The organism is Haladaptatus salinisoli (genome assembly GCF_020614375.1).
GTDB classification, from domain to species: domain Archaea; phylum Halobacteriota; class Halobacteria; order Halobacteriales; family Haladaptataceae; genus Haladaptatus; species Haladaptatus salinisoli.
Window position 1 is genome coordinate 490797 of sequence record NZ_CP085327.1, and the last position, 13530, is coordinate 504326.

The window sequence follows — 13530 nt, forward strand, 5'->3', positions numbered from 1 at the left end:
AGCGCCCGACGGAACCCCACACCCTCCCGGTTGCACGCTGGCATCGGTTACCGGCGCGTCCGAGCGAAACGAATAGCTCCATAAAAACGGGTTCCGCAGGGCTCTCGTGTACGAAAGTCGAAAACGCGAACGGAGAGAAATCGACCGACCCGAACCTCAGGCGAACGTCTTGGAGACTTCGTCGTCCTCGTCCTCTTCCTCGATTTTCTCCCGCGCGTCGAGGAAGTCCTGCATCGTTATCTCGGTGCGGTCGTCGCGGATGGCGAACATCCCGGCCTCCGTGCAGATGGCCTTGATGTCGGCACCGCTGGCGTCGCCCGTCTCGTTCGCGAGTTTCTCGTAGTCCATGTCGTCGGCGACGTTCATGTCGCGGGTGTGGATGCGGAAGATCTGCTCGCGGCCTTCCTCGTTCGGGTTGGGGACCTCGATGAGGCGGTCGAACCGACCTGGGCGCAGGATGGCGCGGTCGAGCATGTCGAAGCGGTTGGTCGCCGCGATGATGCGAATCTCGCCCCGCTCCTCGAAGCCGTCCATCTCGGAGAGCAGTTGCATCATCGTGCGCTGCACCTCGGCGTCGCCCGACGTCTTCGAGTCGGTGCGTTTCGACGCGATGGCGTCTATCTCGTCGATGAAGATGACGGCGGGTTCGTGGTCGCGGGCTACCTGGAAGAGGTCGCGCACCAGTTTCGCCCCCTCGCCGATGAACTTGTGGACGAGTTCCGATCCGGCCATCTTGATGAACGTGGCGTCGGTCTGGTTGGCGACGGCCTTCGCCAGCATCGTCTTCCCGGTTCCGGGCGGCCCGTAGAGGAGCACGCCGCTCGGGGGTTCGATGCCGACGTCTTCGAACATGTCGGGGTTCTCCAGCGGCATCTCGACCGTCTCGCGGACCTCGTTCATCTGCTCTTTCAGCCCACCGATGTCGGTGTAGGTCACGTCGGGACTCTTCGTGACCTGCATCACGCGAGCGCGCACGTCGGTCTCGTCGTCGAGCGTCTTCACGATGGAGAGGGAGTTGTTGACGGCGACGCGCGAGTCGGGTTCGAGGTCGGTGCGCATCTCGTCGGTCACTTCGGTAACGGCCTCTTGATTGTTACCGTGCTGTTTGATGATGACGCCCTCCTCCGTGATCTCCTGCACGGTGGCGACGAACAGCGGCGATTGTTTCAGCTTCTTGTTCTCGTGGGTGAGTCGTTCGAGCTTCTGCTGATATTTGTTGTTCTCTGCGTTCGCGTCGAGGAGCTTATCCCGCATCTCCTCGTTCTGTGATTCGAGGACTTCGAGGCGTTCCTGAAGCGCCTCTATCTTATCCTGTTGGGACGTGTTCTCCTCGTCGTAGGGGAGATCAACGTCTTCCACAGTGTCGGTCATCAGTACCCGATAAGCGCCTGTCTCTTAAGAGGCTTCGGGTGAGCGACCGTTTCGTCCGCCTCTCTCACCGAGGAAATATAATTCCCAATGGTAATATTTCTGAATGGGAAATATTATTAGGCTGTATTCGAAATGGGTGATTGATGAGTGCTCCAGAGCTATCACACACGAACGGAACTCGTTTGCGAGACGCGGACTCGACCGACACCATCCGCGACCTGCCGCCGAGCGCGAAGTTGGTCGCAAAGGTGCTCGAATACAACGAAACGATGACCCAGAGCGAACTCGCGGACGAGACGCTCCTTCCGCCCCGGACGGTTCGCTACGCGCTGAACCGTCTCGAAGACGAGGAACTCGTCGACTCGCGCTTTTCGTTCTCCGACGCGCGCAAGCGTCTCTACACGCTCGACCTCGAATAGAGCGAACTCTTATAAGTAAGAGCGCGGCCAATCGTAGCCATGCGCTCTCGAAGTCGACGTCCCGAACTCCCCGCTGCTCGACCGGTCCGTCGCGTGCGAGCCCCCGCGATTCCTCACGGAAATCATTTAAGGCCAGTATGCTAAGTACGCAACCAATGACACGGGTGATTCACACCGGCGACACCCACATCGGGTATCGTCAGTATCATTCGCCCGAGCGACGGGACGATTTCCTCTCCGCGTTCGACAGAGTCGTCGACGACGCCATCGAGGACGACGTGGACGCCGTCGTCCACGCCGGCGACCTGTTTCACGACCGTCGCCCGGGACTCGCCGACCTCCTCGGGACCATCTCCGTCCTCCGAAAGCTCAGTCGGGTGGACATCCCGTTTCTCGCCATCGTCGGCAACCACGAGAGCACGCGCGGCGACCAGTGGCTCGACCTCTTCGAGAAACTGGGGCTCGCGACGCGGCTCGGTCCCGACCCGGTCGCGGTCGGCGACACCGCTTTCTACGGCTTGGACCACGTCCCGTTGTCGAAGCGGGACGACCTCGACTACGATTTCGTCCCCCACGAGCAAGACCACGCCGCGCTCGTCGCCCACGGACTCTTCCAGCCGTTCGAGTTCGGCAACTGGGACGCCGAGGAGGTGCTCACCGAGGCGTCGGTCGAGTTCGACGCGATGCTGCTCGGCGACAACCACCAGCACGGAAAAGAGCGAGTCGAAGACACGTGGGTCACGTACTGCGGTTCGACCGAGCGCGCGAGCGCGAGCGAGCGCGACGACCGGGGGTACAACATCGTCACGTTCGACGGCGACACAACCATCACCCGGCGAGGTATCCCGACCCGAGACTTCGAGTTCATCTCGGTCGGACTCGGCGAGGGCGAGGGCATCGACCGCGTCCGCGAGGTCGTTCGGGAGTACGACCTCGAAGATTCGGTCGCCCTGATTTCGGTTACCGGCGAGGGGGAGAACGTCACCCCCGCTCGCGTCGAGGCGTTCGCGCTGGACGAAGGCGCGCTCGTCGCCCGCGTGAACGACCGCCGCGAGGTGGACGCCGAGACGGGGGACCTCTCCGTCTCGTTCGCCGACCCCGACGACGCTGTCAGAAAGCGGGTCCGCGAGATGGGACTCAGCGAGACGGCCCACGACGTGGACGAGATCGTTCGCGCGAGCAAGGTGGCCGACTCGAACGTCCGGGCCGCGGTGGAAGAGCACGTCTCCGACCGCATCGAAGAGGGCGTCGCGGCCTTCGAACCGGCGGACGACGAGGCGGGCGAAGCGGTTCCGGAGGACGCCCCCGACGCGACGGACTCGACCGATCCGACCGACTCGACTCCCGAGAACGAAGCTGTCGAGGAAGCGCCGTCGGCGGGCGAAACCGCCGAGGCGTCCGCCGAAACGAGCGCGTCGGACGAGTTCGACGAACCGACGACTCTCGCGCAGGCCGACCGAGGTGAGTCGGGCGACGCCGACGAGCAGATATCGATGGAGGACTTCCTGTGAGGTTCGACCGAATCCGCCTCTCGAACTTCAAGTGTTACGAGGACGCCGACCTGCTGCTCGACGCGGGCGTCACGGTCATCCACGGCCTCAACGGGAGCGGCAAATCCTCGCTACTCGAAGCGTGCTTTTTCGCGCTGTACGGCGCGCGAGCACTCGACAGAACGTTAGACGACATCGTCACCATCGGCGCGGACGACGCGGAGGTCGAACTCTGGTTCACGCACGCGGGCGGGGAGTACCACCTCCACCGTCGAGTTCGGGCGACGGGTGAGTCGGCCCAGACCGCGAAGTGCGTGCTGGAGACGCCGGGGGGAAGCGTCGACGGTTCCCGCGACGTGCGCGACCACGTCAGCGACCTGTTTCGAATGGACGCCGAGGCGTTCGTCAACTGCGCCTACGTCCGGCAGGGCGAGGTGAACAAACTCATCAACGCGACGCCCGCCCAGCGGCAGGACATGATAGACGACCTCCTGCAACTGGGCAAACTGGAGGAGTACCGCGAGCGGGCGAGCGACGCCCGCCTCGGAGTCAAAGGCGTCCTCGACGACCGACGCGGGAGCCTCTCGGAACTCGAATCGCAGATAGCGACGAAAGAGGAGAAGAACCTCCACGAGTCGTTGAACGACCTCGAATCGAAGCGCAACGAGACGGAGTCGGAGATAGAGCGGTTCGAAGAAAACCGCGACAAGGCGCGGCAGACGCTCGAAGATGCCGAAGACGTGCTCGAAACGTACGACGAAAAACGCGAGGAACTCCGGTCGATCGAGGACGACATCGAGGAACTCCGGACCCAAATCGCCGAGGCGGAACAGGAGCGCGAGGAACTTCGAACCCGAGCCGCGAAAAACAGGGAACGAATCTCGGAGTTGGAATCGGACATCGCGGCCGCGCTCGCCGAGACGGAACTCGACTCGGCCGACGAGGACGCGCTCGAAAGCCGACTCGACGAACTCGACGACGAGGACGAATCGGTCGCGGAAGCGTTGAAAGACGCTCGCATGAAAGCGCAGATGTTCGACAATCAGGCGTCGAACCTCGCCGAGCGCGCGGGCGAACTCGAATCGCGAGCGCGGGAGAAACGGGAGCGAGCCGAACGGCTCGACGCGGAGGCCGAAGCCGCGACGGAGGAACTCGAAGACCGCCGCGAGAAGCTGACGGAGATCGACGCCGACGTCGAATCGCTCCGCGAGCGGTTCGCGGACGCGCCGGTCGACTTCGGCGACGCGAGCGACCACCTCGAATCGCTTCGCTCGGACCTCGCCGACCGCCGCGAGGACGAGACGGAGCGGCGGGCGGAACTGAAAACGGCGAGAGAGCAGGTCGCTGAGGCCGAGAGGCTGTTGGAGGAGGGTAAGTGCCCGGAGTGCGGACAGGAGGTCGAGGGGTCTCCGCACGTCGATTCGGTGGACGAGAACCGCGAGCGGGTGTCCGAGTTGGAAGCGCGGGTCGCGCGGTGCCGCGAAGAGCGGGAGGAGTTGGAAACGAAAATCGAAGGTGCCGAATCGCTCGTGGCGGCCGAAAACCGCGTAAACGAGCTACGAAACAACCGCGAGAACGTCGCGCAGTTGGTCGAAGACCGCGAGCAAGCGGTCGGCGAGAAGCGCGAGCAGGCGGAAATGCTCCGCGAGGACGCCGACGACCTGATGGCCGACTCGGGGGAACGGCGCGAGGACGCGGACGAACTCGAAGCGAAAGCGGAGACGCACCGAGAGACGGTCGCCGACCTCGAAGCGAAGCGAGAATCGCTCGCGGAACGGCGGGAGCGGATCGAGCGGATTCAGTCGCTTCGAGGAGACGTGGACGACGCCGAGAGCGAACTCGACCGCCTCGGCGAGAATCGGGACCACCTCGAAGAACTGAACGGCCAGCGGCGCGACCGCCTCGACGAGAAGCGGTCGCGCCGGACGGAACTGCAGGAGGCGTACGACGAGTCTCGCGTCGAGAAGGCTCGAGAGGACAAAGAACGGGCCGAAGGATACCTCGAACGGGTCGAAGAGGAGTTGTCGACCCTCCGGGAACGGCGGGACGACCTCATCGACCGAATCGGCGGCGTTCGCGGCGAAATCGAGGAGCTGGAAGAACTCCGCGACCGCCGCGACGGCATCGAATCGCGCGTCTCCGCGCTCGAATCGTTGTACGACGAAGCCGCCGACCTGCAGGCGATGTACGGCGACCTCCGGGCGGAACTCCGCCAGCGGAACGTCGAGAGTTTGGAGCGGATGTTGAACGACGTGTTCGACCTCGTCTATCAGAACGACTCGTACTCCCGAATCGCGCTCGACGGCGAGTACCGACTGACCGTCTACCAGAAGGACGGCGAACCGCTCGACCCCGAACAGCTATCCGGCGGCGAACGGGCGCTGTTCAACCTCAGCCTCCGTTGTGCCATCTATCGACTCCTCTCCGAAGGTATCGAGGGGAGCGCACCGATGCCGCCGCTGATTCTGGACGAACCGACGGTGTTCCTCGACTCCGGCCACGTCTCGCAGTTGGTCGAGCTGGTGCAGTCGATGCGCAAACTGGGCGTCGAACAGATCGTCGTCGTCAGCCACGACGAGGAGTTGGTCGGTGCCGCGGACGACCTCGTGCGGGTGGAAAAGGACGCGACGACGAACCGCTCCCACGTCGAACACCGGGACTCACTGGCCGAAGTCGCCGATTAACGGTTCCAGTCCGTCGGTCGCGGTGTCGGTCAGACCGTACCCGCGTTCGCCGGCGACTCGGCGTTCTTCGACGAGTCCGGCGGCGCGGAACTCGGCGAGGTACCCGTGGATGTCGCTCTCGCAAAGGTCGTACGCGGAGAGCAGTTCGCGGACGGAGAGCGGCCCTCGGTCGTGGAGTTCGACCAACAGTCCGAGCGCGCGCTCGTTCGGAACCGCGGTGAGGACGCGACGGGTGGCGGGACCGACTCGCCGGGCGGCCGTTTCCAGCGGCGATTCGCCGTCGGCGAACCGGAGTCGGTCGTTTTTCAGATAGGTTTCGTCTCCGGTTCGCGGGTCGCGGACGAGGCTCGATTCGTCCGATCGCTTGAGGAGAAGATACCGCCGTCCCGATTCGTCGCGCACGGTTCGCATGAGTCGAGATAGCGCGGCGACGCGGTTAGTCCTTCTGGACGGCGCGGTACCGCTGATAGCCGCGCGCGAACGCCACGAGACCGACGAGGACGAGTCCGCCGCCGAACGTCCACCGTCGCTCGAACCAGATGAGCATGAGTCCGAGACTGAGCGCGAATAGGGCGACGTTGAAGAGCAGGACCTGCGCCCAGAACTCCTTCTGTAGCTCCGGGTCGGCGTCTACTTGACTGTAGTCGCGCACCGACGGTGCCTTGATTTTGAGGTTTTCGGACGGGTCGTTCACCTCCGGGACGAGGTCGGCTTCCGGGGCGTCACCCGGGTCTTCGGACCCTTCGTCGTCGTGACCGAATCTATCGAACACCGTAATCGAAAAATCGTGCGGGAAGTGAAAAGCGTTCGGAGTCGATTCGGTGTCTCTTCAGACGTGTTTCTCTAGCGTGACCGTGCTGGATGCTTTGAGCCAGCCGAGGGGATTTTCGGCGTCGTAGAATACCACCCCGTCGTCCGTCTCGTAGGCCTCTATCGAACCCGTCGGCTCGTCCGGAGCCGGGAGCCCGGTTTCTGCGCGGTCCAGCTTACTGTCTTCGGTGGCACGGTCAGACATTGACTTGACCTCGGAGTATGCTATGCGCTAACACATTAAATCCCTTTCCATTCCGGCGACTCGCACAAACGGGAGGGTTTTTACCGGGAAGCACCAAAAACAATCGACATGACTCAATCGGGGCTCGGCGACTTCGCGGGCGGGGACGAGCGACCCGCGGCGGAAGCCCGCGCCGTCGCCGGAAACGACGACACGACGGTACGCGTCGTGGACGCCGACGCGGAGTGGCTTCCTGACTCGCAAGGTGACATCGAACTGGCAGTGACGCAGGTCGATTACACCGTCGAGGGAAGCGGCGAGGACGAAGAGCCGATTATCCACGTCTTCGGGCGGACGCCGGACGACGAACTCGAACACGTCCGCGTCGTCGGCTTTCGACCGTACTTCTACGCGCCGACCGAGACCTTGGACGACGAGAAACTGAGCGACTCGCGCATCACCGGTTTCGAAGAAGGGTACGAGAGCATTCGCGGCGAGCGGCTGACGAAAATCTTCGGGAGGACGCCCCGCGACGTGGGGAACATCCGCGACCAGTTCGAACACTACGAAGCGGACATCCTCTTTCCAAACAGGTTTCTCATCGACAAGGACGTAAAAAGCGGCGTTCGCGTGCCGGAGCGTCGCCGGGACGACGGCGAAATCGTCGTTCGAGAGGACGAAGTCGTCGCCGCCGACGTGCACGCGAACCTTCGGGTCCACACCTTCGACATCGAGGTGGACGACCGCTCGGGATTCCCCGAGGACGGCGAAGAGTCCATCATCTGTCTCACCAGTCACGACTCCTACCGCGACGAGTACGTCGCGTGGCTGTACGACGCCCCGGACGGCGGCGTCGACGCGCCGGACGACCTCCCCGATTACGAACCGCTCCGCGACGACTCCGACATCGAGGTTCGGACCTTCGCGGAAGAGGAAGCGATGCTGGCGTCGTTCCTCGACTACATCGAGGAGACGGACCCGGACGTGCTCACCGGGTGGAACTTCGACGACTTCGACGCGCCGTACCTCCTGGACCGCCTCGAACGGTTGGCGGGGAGACACCACGACTACGACCTCGACTACGAGCGACTCTCGCGCGTGAACGAGGTGTGGCGGAGCGACTGGGGCGGCCCGACGATAAAGGGCCGCGTGGTCTTCGACCTGCTGTACGCCTACAAGCGCACGCAGTTCAGCGAGCTCGACTCCTACCGCCTCGACGCCGTCGGCGAAGTCGAACTCGGCGTCGGCAAGGAACGCTACGCCGGCGACATCGGCGACCTCTGGGAGCGGAATCCGCCGCGCCTGCTGGAGTACAACGTCAGGGACGTGGAGCTCTGCGTCGAACTCGACCGCAAGCAGGACATCATCGCCTTCTGGCAGGAGGTCGCGTCGTTCGTCGGCTGTAAACTCGAAGACGCGACGACGCCGGGCGACGCGGTGGACGTGTACGTCCTCCACGAGGCCCACGGCCAGTTCGCGCTTCCCTCGAAGGGGCAAGTCGAGAGCGAGGACTACGAGGGCGGCGCGGTGTTCGACCCGATAACGGGCGTCAAGGAGAACGTCACGGTGCTCGACCTGAAGTCTCTGTACCCGATGTCGATGTCGACCATCAACGCCTCGCCGGAGACGAAAGTCGACCCGGAGGAGTACGACGGGGACACCTACCGCGCGCCGAACGGAACCCACTTCCGGAAGGAACCGGACGGCGTCGTGCGCGCGATCATCAACGAGACGCTGGCCGAACGCGAGGAGAAGAAAGAGCTCCGGAACCAACACGACCCCGACAGCCACGAGTACGAGGTCTTCGACCGCCAGCAGGCCGCGGTGAAGGTGATAATGAACAGTCTGTACGGCGTGCTCGGCTGGGACAGGTTCCGCCTCTACGACAAGGAGATGGGCGCGGCCATCACCGCGACCGGGCGGGAGGTCATCGAGTTCACCGAAACCGCGGCGAACGAACTCGACTACCGGGTGGCGTACGGCGACACGGACTCGATCATGTTGGAACTCGGCGGAGACGTCGAAAAATCGGAGGCCATCGAGCAGTCGTTCGAAATCGAGGAGCACATCAACGCCCGCTACGACGAGTTCGCGCGCGAGGAGTTGAACGCCGAGGACCACCGCTTCCAGATCGAGTTCGAGAAGCTCTACCGCCGCTTCTTCCAGGCGGGCAAGAAGAAGCGGTACGCCGGGTACATCGTCTGGAAGGAGGGCAAGGACGTAGACGACATCGACATCACGGGATTCGAGTACAAACGGTCGGACATCGCGCCCATCACGAAGGAGGTCCAGCGGGAGGTCATCGAGATGATCGTGACGGGCGAGGAGTTGGACGACGTGAAGACGTACGTCCACGACGTCATCGAGGACTTCCGGGAGGGGAACGTCGATCTGGACGAGGTCGCCATCCCCGGCGGTATCGGGAAGCGACTCGACGACTACGACACCGACACGGCCCACGTGCGCGGGGCGAAGTACGCCAACGTCCTCCTGGGAACGAACTTCCAGCGCGGGAGCAAGCCCAAGCGACTCTACTTGAAGAAGGTTCACCCGACGTTCTTCGAGCGGATGGAGGGAGAGAAGGACTTCGACGCGCGGACCGACGCGCTGTACGGCGAGTTCAAACGCGAACAGGACGTCATCTGCTTCGAGTACGCAGACCAGATCCCCGACGAGTTCGAGGTAGACTGGGACAAGATGCTCGACAAGACGCTGAAAGGACCCATCGCGCGCGTGCTCGAAGCGCTCGACATCTCGTGGGAGGAAGTGAAATCCGGCCAACAACAGACGGGGCTCGGGAGCTTCGTGTGAGCGCCGACGAAACTATCGAAACCCCGTAAGGAACCACCATTGTTTTCCGGTCTGCGAAAAGAATCTTTACTTTCCGGAAATCGATTGCATACGAATGCGAAACCGTTATGGGACGACCGACCCTTGCTCCAAACGACTTAGGTGAACCTAACTATGGCAACGCTCGAACTAAGAAATGTCCACGCGGAGGTCGTGGAAGAAAGTGAGGAAATCCTCAAAGGCGTCGATCTCGAGGTTAGCTCCGGCGAGATTCACGCGCTGATGGGGCCGAACGGAAGTGGGAAATCGACGACGGCGAAGATAATCGCCGGACACCCCGCGTACGAAGTGACCGACGGCGAAGTGCTCGTCCACCTCGAAGAGGGCGAGTTCGGCGACGTCGAGATACCGGAGGACAAGCGCACGTGGAACCTCCTCGAACTGGAGCCGAACGAGCGCGCGGCGCTCGGCGTCTTCCTCGGCTTCCAGTACCCCGCCGAAATCGAGGGCGTCACGATGTCGAACTTCCTCCGCACAGCGGTCAACGCTAAGTTCGAGGAGCGCGAAGAGCTCTTCGAAGAGGGCGACGACGAGGAAGAGGAGGAAGAAGCGGGCTACGACACCAGCCCGATGGAAGGTCCCGCCGACGAGGGCGAGATCAGCGTCGCGGAGTTCCAACAGCTCCTGAAAGAGAAGATGGAACTGCTCGACATGGACGAGAAGTTCGCCCAGCGCTACCTCAACGCCGGCTTCTCCGGCGGCGAGAAGAAGCAGAACGAAGTCTTGCAGGCCGCCCTCCTCGAACCGTCCGTCGCAGTGCTCGACGAGATCGACTCGGGGCTGGACATCGACCGACTGCAAGACGTATCGAACGGGATCAACGCCCTGCGCGACGAGCAGGGGACCGGAATCCTGCAGATTACCCACTACCAGCGTATCCTCGACTACGTCGAACCCGACACGGTTCACATCATGCTCGACGGGGAAGTCGTCATGGAAGGCGGTCCGGAACTCGCCAAAGAACTCGAAGACAAGGGATACGACTGGGTTCGCGACGAAGTCTACCAAACCGCATAAGGTGAAATTATGAGCTCAGAACAGGATCACTTGAAAGAGACAGACACGGAAGAACGGTTCGAGTTCAAGAAGGAACAACGGGCCGCCGTCAAGTCCGACAAGGGGCTGACCGAAGAGGTCGTCCGCCTCATCAGCGAGGACAAGGACGAACCCGAGTGGATGCTTCAGCGCCGCCTGCGCGCGCTGGAACACTACCAGAACATGCCCCTGCCGACGGACTGGCCCGGCCAGCCCGACCTCACAGAACTCGACGTCGAGGAGATCGTCCCGTACATCCGCCCCGACGTGGACACCCGCGGCGGCGCGGATAGCTGGGACGACCTGCCGGAGGACATCAAGGACACCTTCGACAAACTCGGCATCCCGGAGGCGGAGCGCAACGCGCTCTCCGGCGTCGGCGCCCAGTACGAGTCCGAGGTCGTCTACCAGAACATGCAGGAGCAGTGGGAGGAGAAGGGCGTCGTCTTCATGAACATGGACCAAGCGGTCCAGGAACACGAAGACCTCGTCAAGGAGTACTTCATGACGAAGTGCGTGCCGCCGAGCGACAACAAGTTCGCGGCGCTCCACGGGGCCGTCTGGTCCGGCGGGTCGTTCGTCTACGTCCCGGAGGACGTGACGGTTCAGATGCCCGTGCAGGCGTACTTCCGCATGAACTCCGAAGGGATGGGGCAGTTCGAGCACACGCTCATCATCGCCGAGGAAGGGAGCGAAGTCCACTACATCGAGGGCTGTTCCGCGCCCAAGTACTCCGCGTTCAACCTCCACTCCGGCGGCGTCGAGGTGTTCGTCGGCGAGGACGCCCACGTCCAGTACTCGACCGTGCAGAACTGGTCGAAGAACACCTACAACCTGAACACCAAGCGCGCCATCGTCGAAGCGGGCGGCCGCATGGAGTGGGTCTCGGGCAGCATGGGGTCGAAGTCCACCATGCTCTACCCGTGTTCCATCCTGAAGGGTCCCGGCGCGAGCGCCAACCACATCTCCATCGCATTCGCCGGCAAGGGCCAGAACATCGACACAGGCGCGAAGGTGTACCACAACGCGCCCCGCACCAACTCGACCATCGAGTCGAAGTCCATAAGCAAGGACGGCGGCCGCACGAACTACCGCGGTCTCGTCCAGATCAGCGACGGTGCGGTCGACTCGTCCACCTCGGTCGAGTGCGACGCGCTGATGTTCGACAACGAGTCCACGTCGGACACCATGCCGTACATGGAGATCAACGAAGACCGCGTGGACGTCGCTCACGAGGCGACCGTCGGCAAGATCGGCGACGAGGACGTGTTCTACCTCCAGAGCCGCGGACTGGACGACGACGACGCGAAGCAGATGATCGTGAGCGGGTTCATCGAGCCCATCACGGAGGAGCTACCCATCGAGTACGCGGTCGAACTGAACCGCCTCATCGAACTCGAGATGGAGGGAAGCCTCGGATGAGCACGCAGGTGCACAGCACCCTCTCGGAGGAGACCGTCCGCGAGATTTCGAGCGACCTCGGCGAACCCGAGTGGCTGCTCGAAACGCGCCTCGAGGCGCTGTCGGCGCTCGACGACCTGGACATGCCGCAGGTCATCCGAACGCCGGGCCGCGACTGGACGAACCTCGACGCGCTGGACTACGACAGCTTCGTCGACCCGCTCGGGGCCGAGGAGGAAAAAGATCGCGTCGAACCCGAGGGCGTTCACGTCCTCCCGCTGTCCGAGGCGTTCGACGAGCACGGAGACGTCGTGAAAGAGCACTTCGGCTCCGTCATCGACCCGCAGGAGAACTACCTGACGGCGCTCTCGACGGCGCTCTTCACGAGCGGCACGCTCATCTACGTCCCGAAGGGCGTCGACGCCGAGGACGTGACCATTCGGACGACGATGCAGAGCCAGTCGCTGTTCAACTACACGCTCGTCGTCACCGAGGATTCGAGCTCGGTGACGATTCTCGAGCGACAGGACTGCGAACCGCTGTCGGGGGAGCGCTACTACAGCGGACTGGTCGAAATCGCCACCGGCGAGAACAGCCACGTCCAGTACGGCTCCCTACAGGAGTTGGACGAGGAGACGTACAACTACACGCTGAAGCGCGGCAGCGCCGCCGACTACGCGACGGTCAACTGGATCGAGGGCAACCTCGGTTCCCGGCTCACGAAGTCCTCCGTCGAGACGACGCTCGACGGCGAAGGCTCGGAGACGAAGACCGTCGGCGCGTTCTTCGGTCACGACGACCAGCACTTCGACGTGGCGGCTCGGGTCTGGCACAAGACGGCGCACACGACGGCCGACCTCGTGACCCGCGGCGTGCTGGACGACGAGGCGCGCTCCGTCTACGAGGGCGTACAGGACGTCGGCACCGACGCGTGGGACACCAGTTCCTACCAGCGCGAGAACACGCTGATGCTCTCGGACGGGAGCGAGGCCGACGCGTCGCCGAAGCTCATCATCAACAACCACGACACCGAGGCGAGCCACTCCGCGACGGTCGGACAGATCGACAAGGAAGACCTGTTCTACATGACCTCGCGCGGCGTGCAGGAGCAACTGGCGAAGGACATGCTCGTGGAAGGGTTCTTCGTGCCCGTCCTGGACGAGGTCGAAGTCGAAGAACTCCGGAACGACCTCGAATCGAAGATCACCGAACGGCTGCAGAACTGAACGAGCCCTTCTTTCGTCTTCCGTCGCGCGCGAGCGCATCAGGGACTGTTAAGTTTCCCC

General features: G+C 63.2%; 11 protein-coding genes. 7 read left to right on the forward strand and 4 right to left on the reverse strand.

The window, feature by feature from the left end:
- Positions 1 to 156: 156 nt before the first annotated feature.
- Positions 157 to 1371 (reverse strand): proteasome-activating nucleotidase Pan1, encoded by a 1215-nt coding sequence (gene pan1 / locus LIX00_RS02790; RefSeq protein WP_227354665.1) that lies wholly within the window; start codon positions 1369 to 1371, stop codon positions 157 to 159.
- A gap of 143 nt (positions 1372 to 1514) precedes the next feature.
- Here pan1 and LIX00_RS02795 point away from each other — a divergent pair, with 143 nt between their 5' ends.
- The 3 genes from LIX00_RS02795 to rad50 all read left to right on the forward strand — a co-directional run bounded on the left by LIX00_RS02795 (position 1515) and on the right by rad50 (position 5964).
- Positions 1515 to 1790, forward strand: a complete 276-nt coding sequence (locus tag LIX00_RS02795; protein WP_227354666.1) for a MarR family transcriptional regulator — start codon at positions 1515 to 1517, stop codon at positions 1788 to 1790.
- Between the two features lie 155 nt (positions 1791 to 1945).
- On the forward strand, positions 1946 to 3301 hold the full coding sequence (gene mre11, locus LIX00_RS02800) for a DNA double-strand break repair protein Mre11 (protein WP_227354667.1): 1356 nt from the start codon (positions 1946 to 1948) through the stop codon (positions 3299 to 3301).
- Entirely contained in the window at positions 3298 to 5964 is a 2667-nt protein-coding gene (gene rad50 / locus LIX00_RS02805; protein ID WP_227354668.1) for a DNA double-strand break repair ATPase Rad50, read from the forward strand. The genes mre11 and rad50 overlap by 4 nt, the downstream gene beginning before the upstream one ends.
- Here the strand turns inward: rad50 and LIX00_RS02810 are convergent.
- The 3 genes from LIX00_RS02810 to LIX00_RS02820 are packed head-to-tail and all read right to left on the reverse strand — an operon-like array spanning position 5941 to position 6979.
- Positions 5941 to 6375: a DUF7346 family protein gene (locus LIX00_RS02810; protein WP_227354669.1), complete on the reverse strand. Its 435-nt coding sequence runs from the start codon at positions 6373 to 6375 to the stop codon at positions 5941 to 5943. The genes rad50 and LIX00_RS02810 overlap by 24 nt on opposite strands.
- Before the next feature lie 25 nt (positions 6376 to 6400).
- On the reverse strand, positions 6401 to 6736 hold the full coding sequence (locus tag LIX00_RS02815; RefSeq protein ID WP_227354670.1) for a DUF7322 domain-containing protein: 336 nt from the start codon (positions 6734 to 6736) through the stop codon (positions 6401 to 6403).
- A gap of 57 nt (positions 6737 to 6793) precedes the next feature.
- Positions 6794 to 6979: a DUF7331 family protein gene (locus LIX00_RS02820; RefSeq protein WP_227354671.1), complete on the reverse strand. Its 186-nt coding sequence runs from the start codon at positions 6977 to 6979 to the stop codon at positions 6794 to 6796.
- Between the two features lie 108 nt (positions 6980 to 7087).
- Here LIX00_RS02820 and LIX00_RS02825 point away from each other — a divergent pair, with 108 nt between their 5' ends.
- The 4 genes from LIX00_RS02825 (at position 7088) to sufD (ending at position 13470) form a co-directional block, all read left to right on the forward strand.
- Entirely contained in the window at positions 7088 to 9769 is a 2682-nt protein-coding gene (locus tag LIX00_RS02825; RefSeq protein ID WP_227354672.1) for a DNA-directed DNA polymerase, read from the forward strand.
- 153 nt (positions 9770 to 9922) lie between these two features.
- On the forward strand, positions 9923 to 10825 hold the full coding sequence (locus tag LIX00_RS02830; RefSeq protein WP_227354673.1) for an ABC transporter ATP-binding protein: 903 nt from the start codon (positions 9923 to 9925) through the stop codon (positions 10823 to 10825).
- 9 nt (positions 10826 to 10834) lie between these two features.
- Positions 10835 to 12265: a Fe-S cluster assembly protein SufB gene (sufB, locus tag LIX00_RS02835; RefSeq protein WP_227354674.1), complete on the forward strand. Its 1431-nt coding sequence runs from the start codon at positions 10835 to 10837 to the stop codon at positions 12263 to 12265.
- The gene (gene sufD / locus LIX00_RS02840) at positions 12262 to 13470 is read left to right on the forward strand and encodes a Fe-S cluster assembly protein SufD (protein WP_227354675.1); all 1209 of its coding nucleotides are present in this window, start codon (positions 12262 to 12264) and stop codon (positions 13468 to 13470) included. Before sufB ends, sufD begins: the two co-directional genes overlap by 4 nt.
- Positions 13471 to 13530: the final 60 nt, after the last annotated feature.

Bases quoted from the DNA above. Each gene is read 5' to 3' on its own strand.
- LIX00_RS02825 (WP_227354672.1), top strand. From the start codon at position 7,088: ATGACTCAATCGGGGCTCGGCGACTTCGCGGGCGGGGACGAGCGACCC.
- pan1 (WP_227354665.1), bottom strand. From the start codon at position 1,371: ATGACCGACACTGTGGAAGACGTTGATCTCCCCTACGACGAGGAGAAC.
- mre11 (WP_227354667.1), top strand. From the start codon at position 1,946: ATGACACGGGTGATTCACACCGGCGACACCCACATCGGGTATCGTCAG.
- LIX00_RS02795 (WP_227354666.1), top strand. From the start codon at position 1,515: ATGAGTGCTCCAGAGCTATCACACACGAACGGAACTCGTTTGCGAGAC.
- sufD (WP_227354675.1), top strand. From the start codon at position 12,262: ATGAGCACGCAGGTGCACAGCACCCTCTCGGAGGAGACCGTCCGCGAG.
- sufB (WP_227354674.1), top strand. From the start codon at position 10,835: ATGAGCTCAGAACAGGATCACTTGAAAGAGACAGACACGGAAGAACGG.
- LIX00_RS02820 (WP_227354671.1), bottom strand. From the start codon at position 6,979: ATGTCTGACCGTGCCACCGAAGACAGTAAGCTGGACCGCGCAGAAACC.
- LIX00_RS02830 (WP_227354673.1), top strand. From the start codon at position 9,923: ATGGCAACGCTCGAACTAAGAAATGTCCACGCGGAGGTCGTGGAAGAA.
- LIX00_RS02810 (WP_227354669.1), bottom strand. From the start codon at position 6,375: ATGCGAACCGTGCGCGACGAATCGGGACGGCGGTATCTTCTCCTCAAG.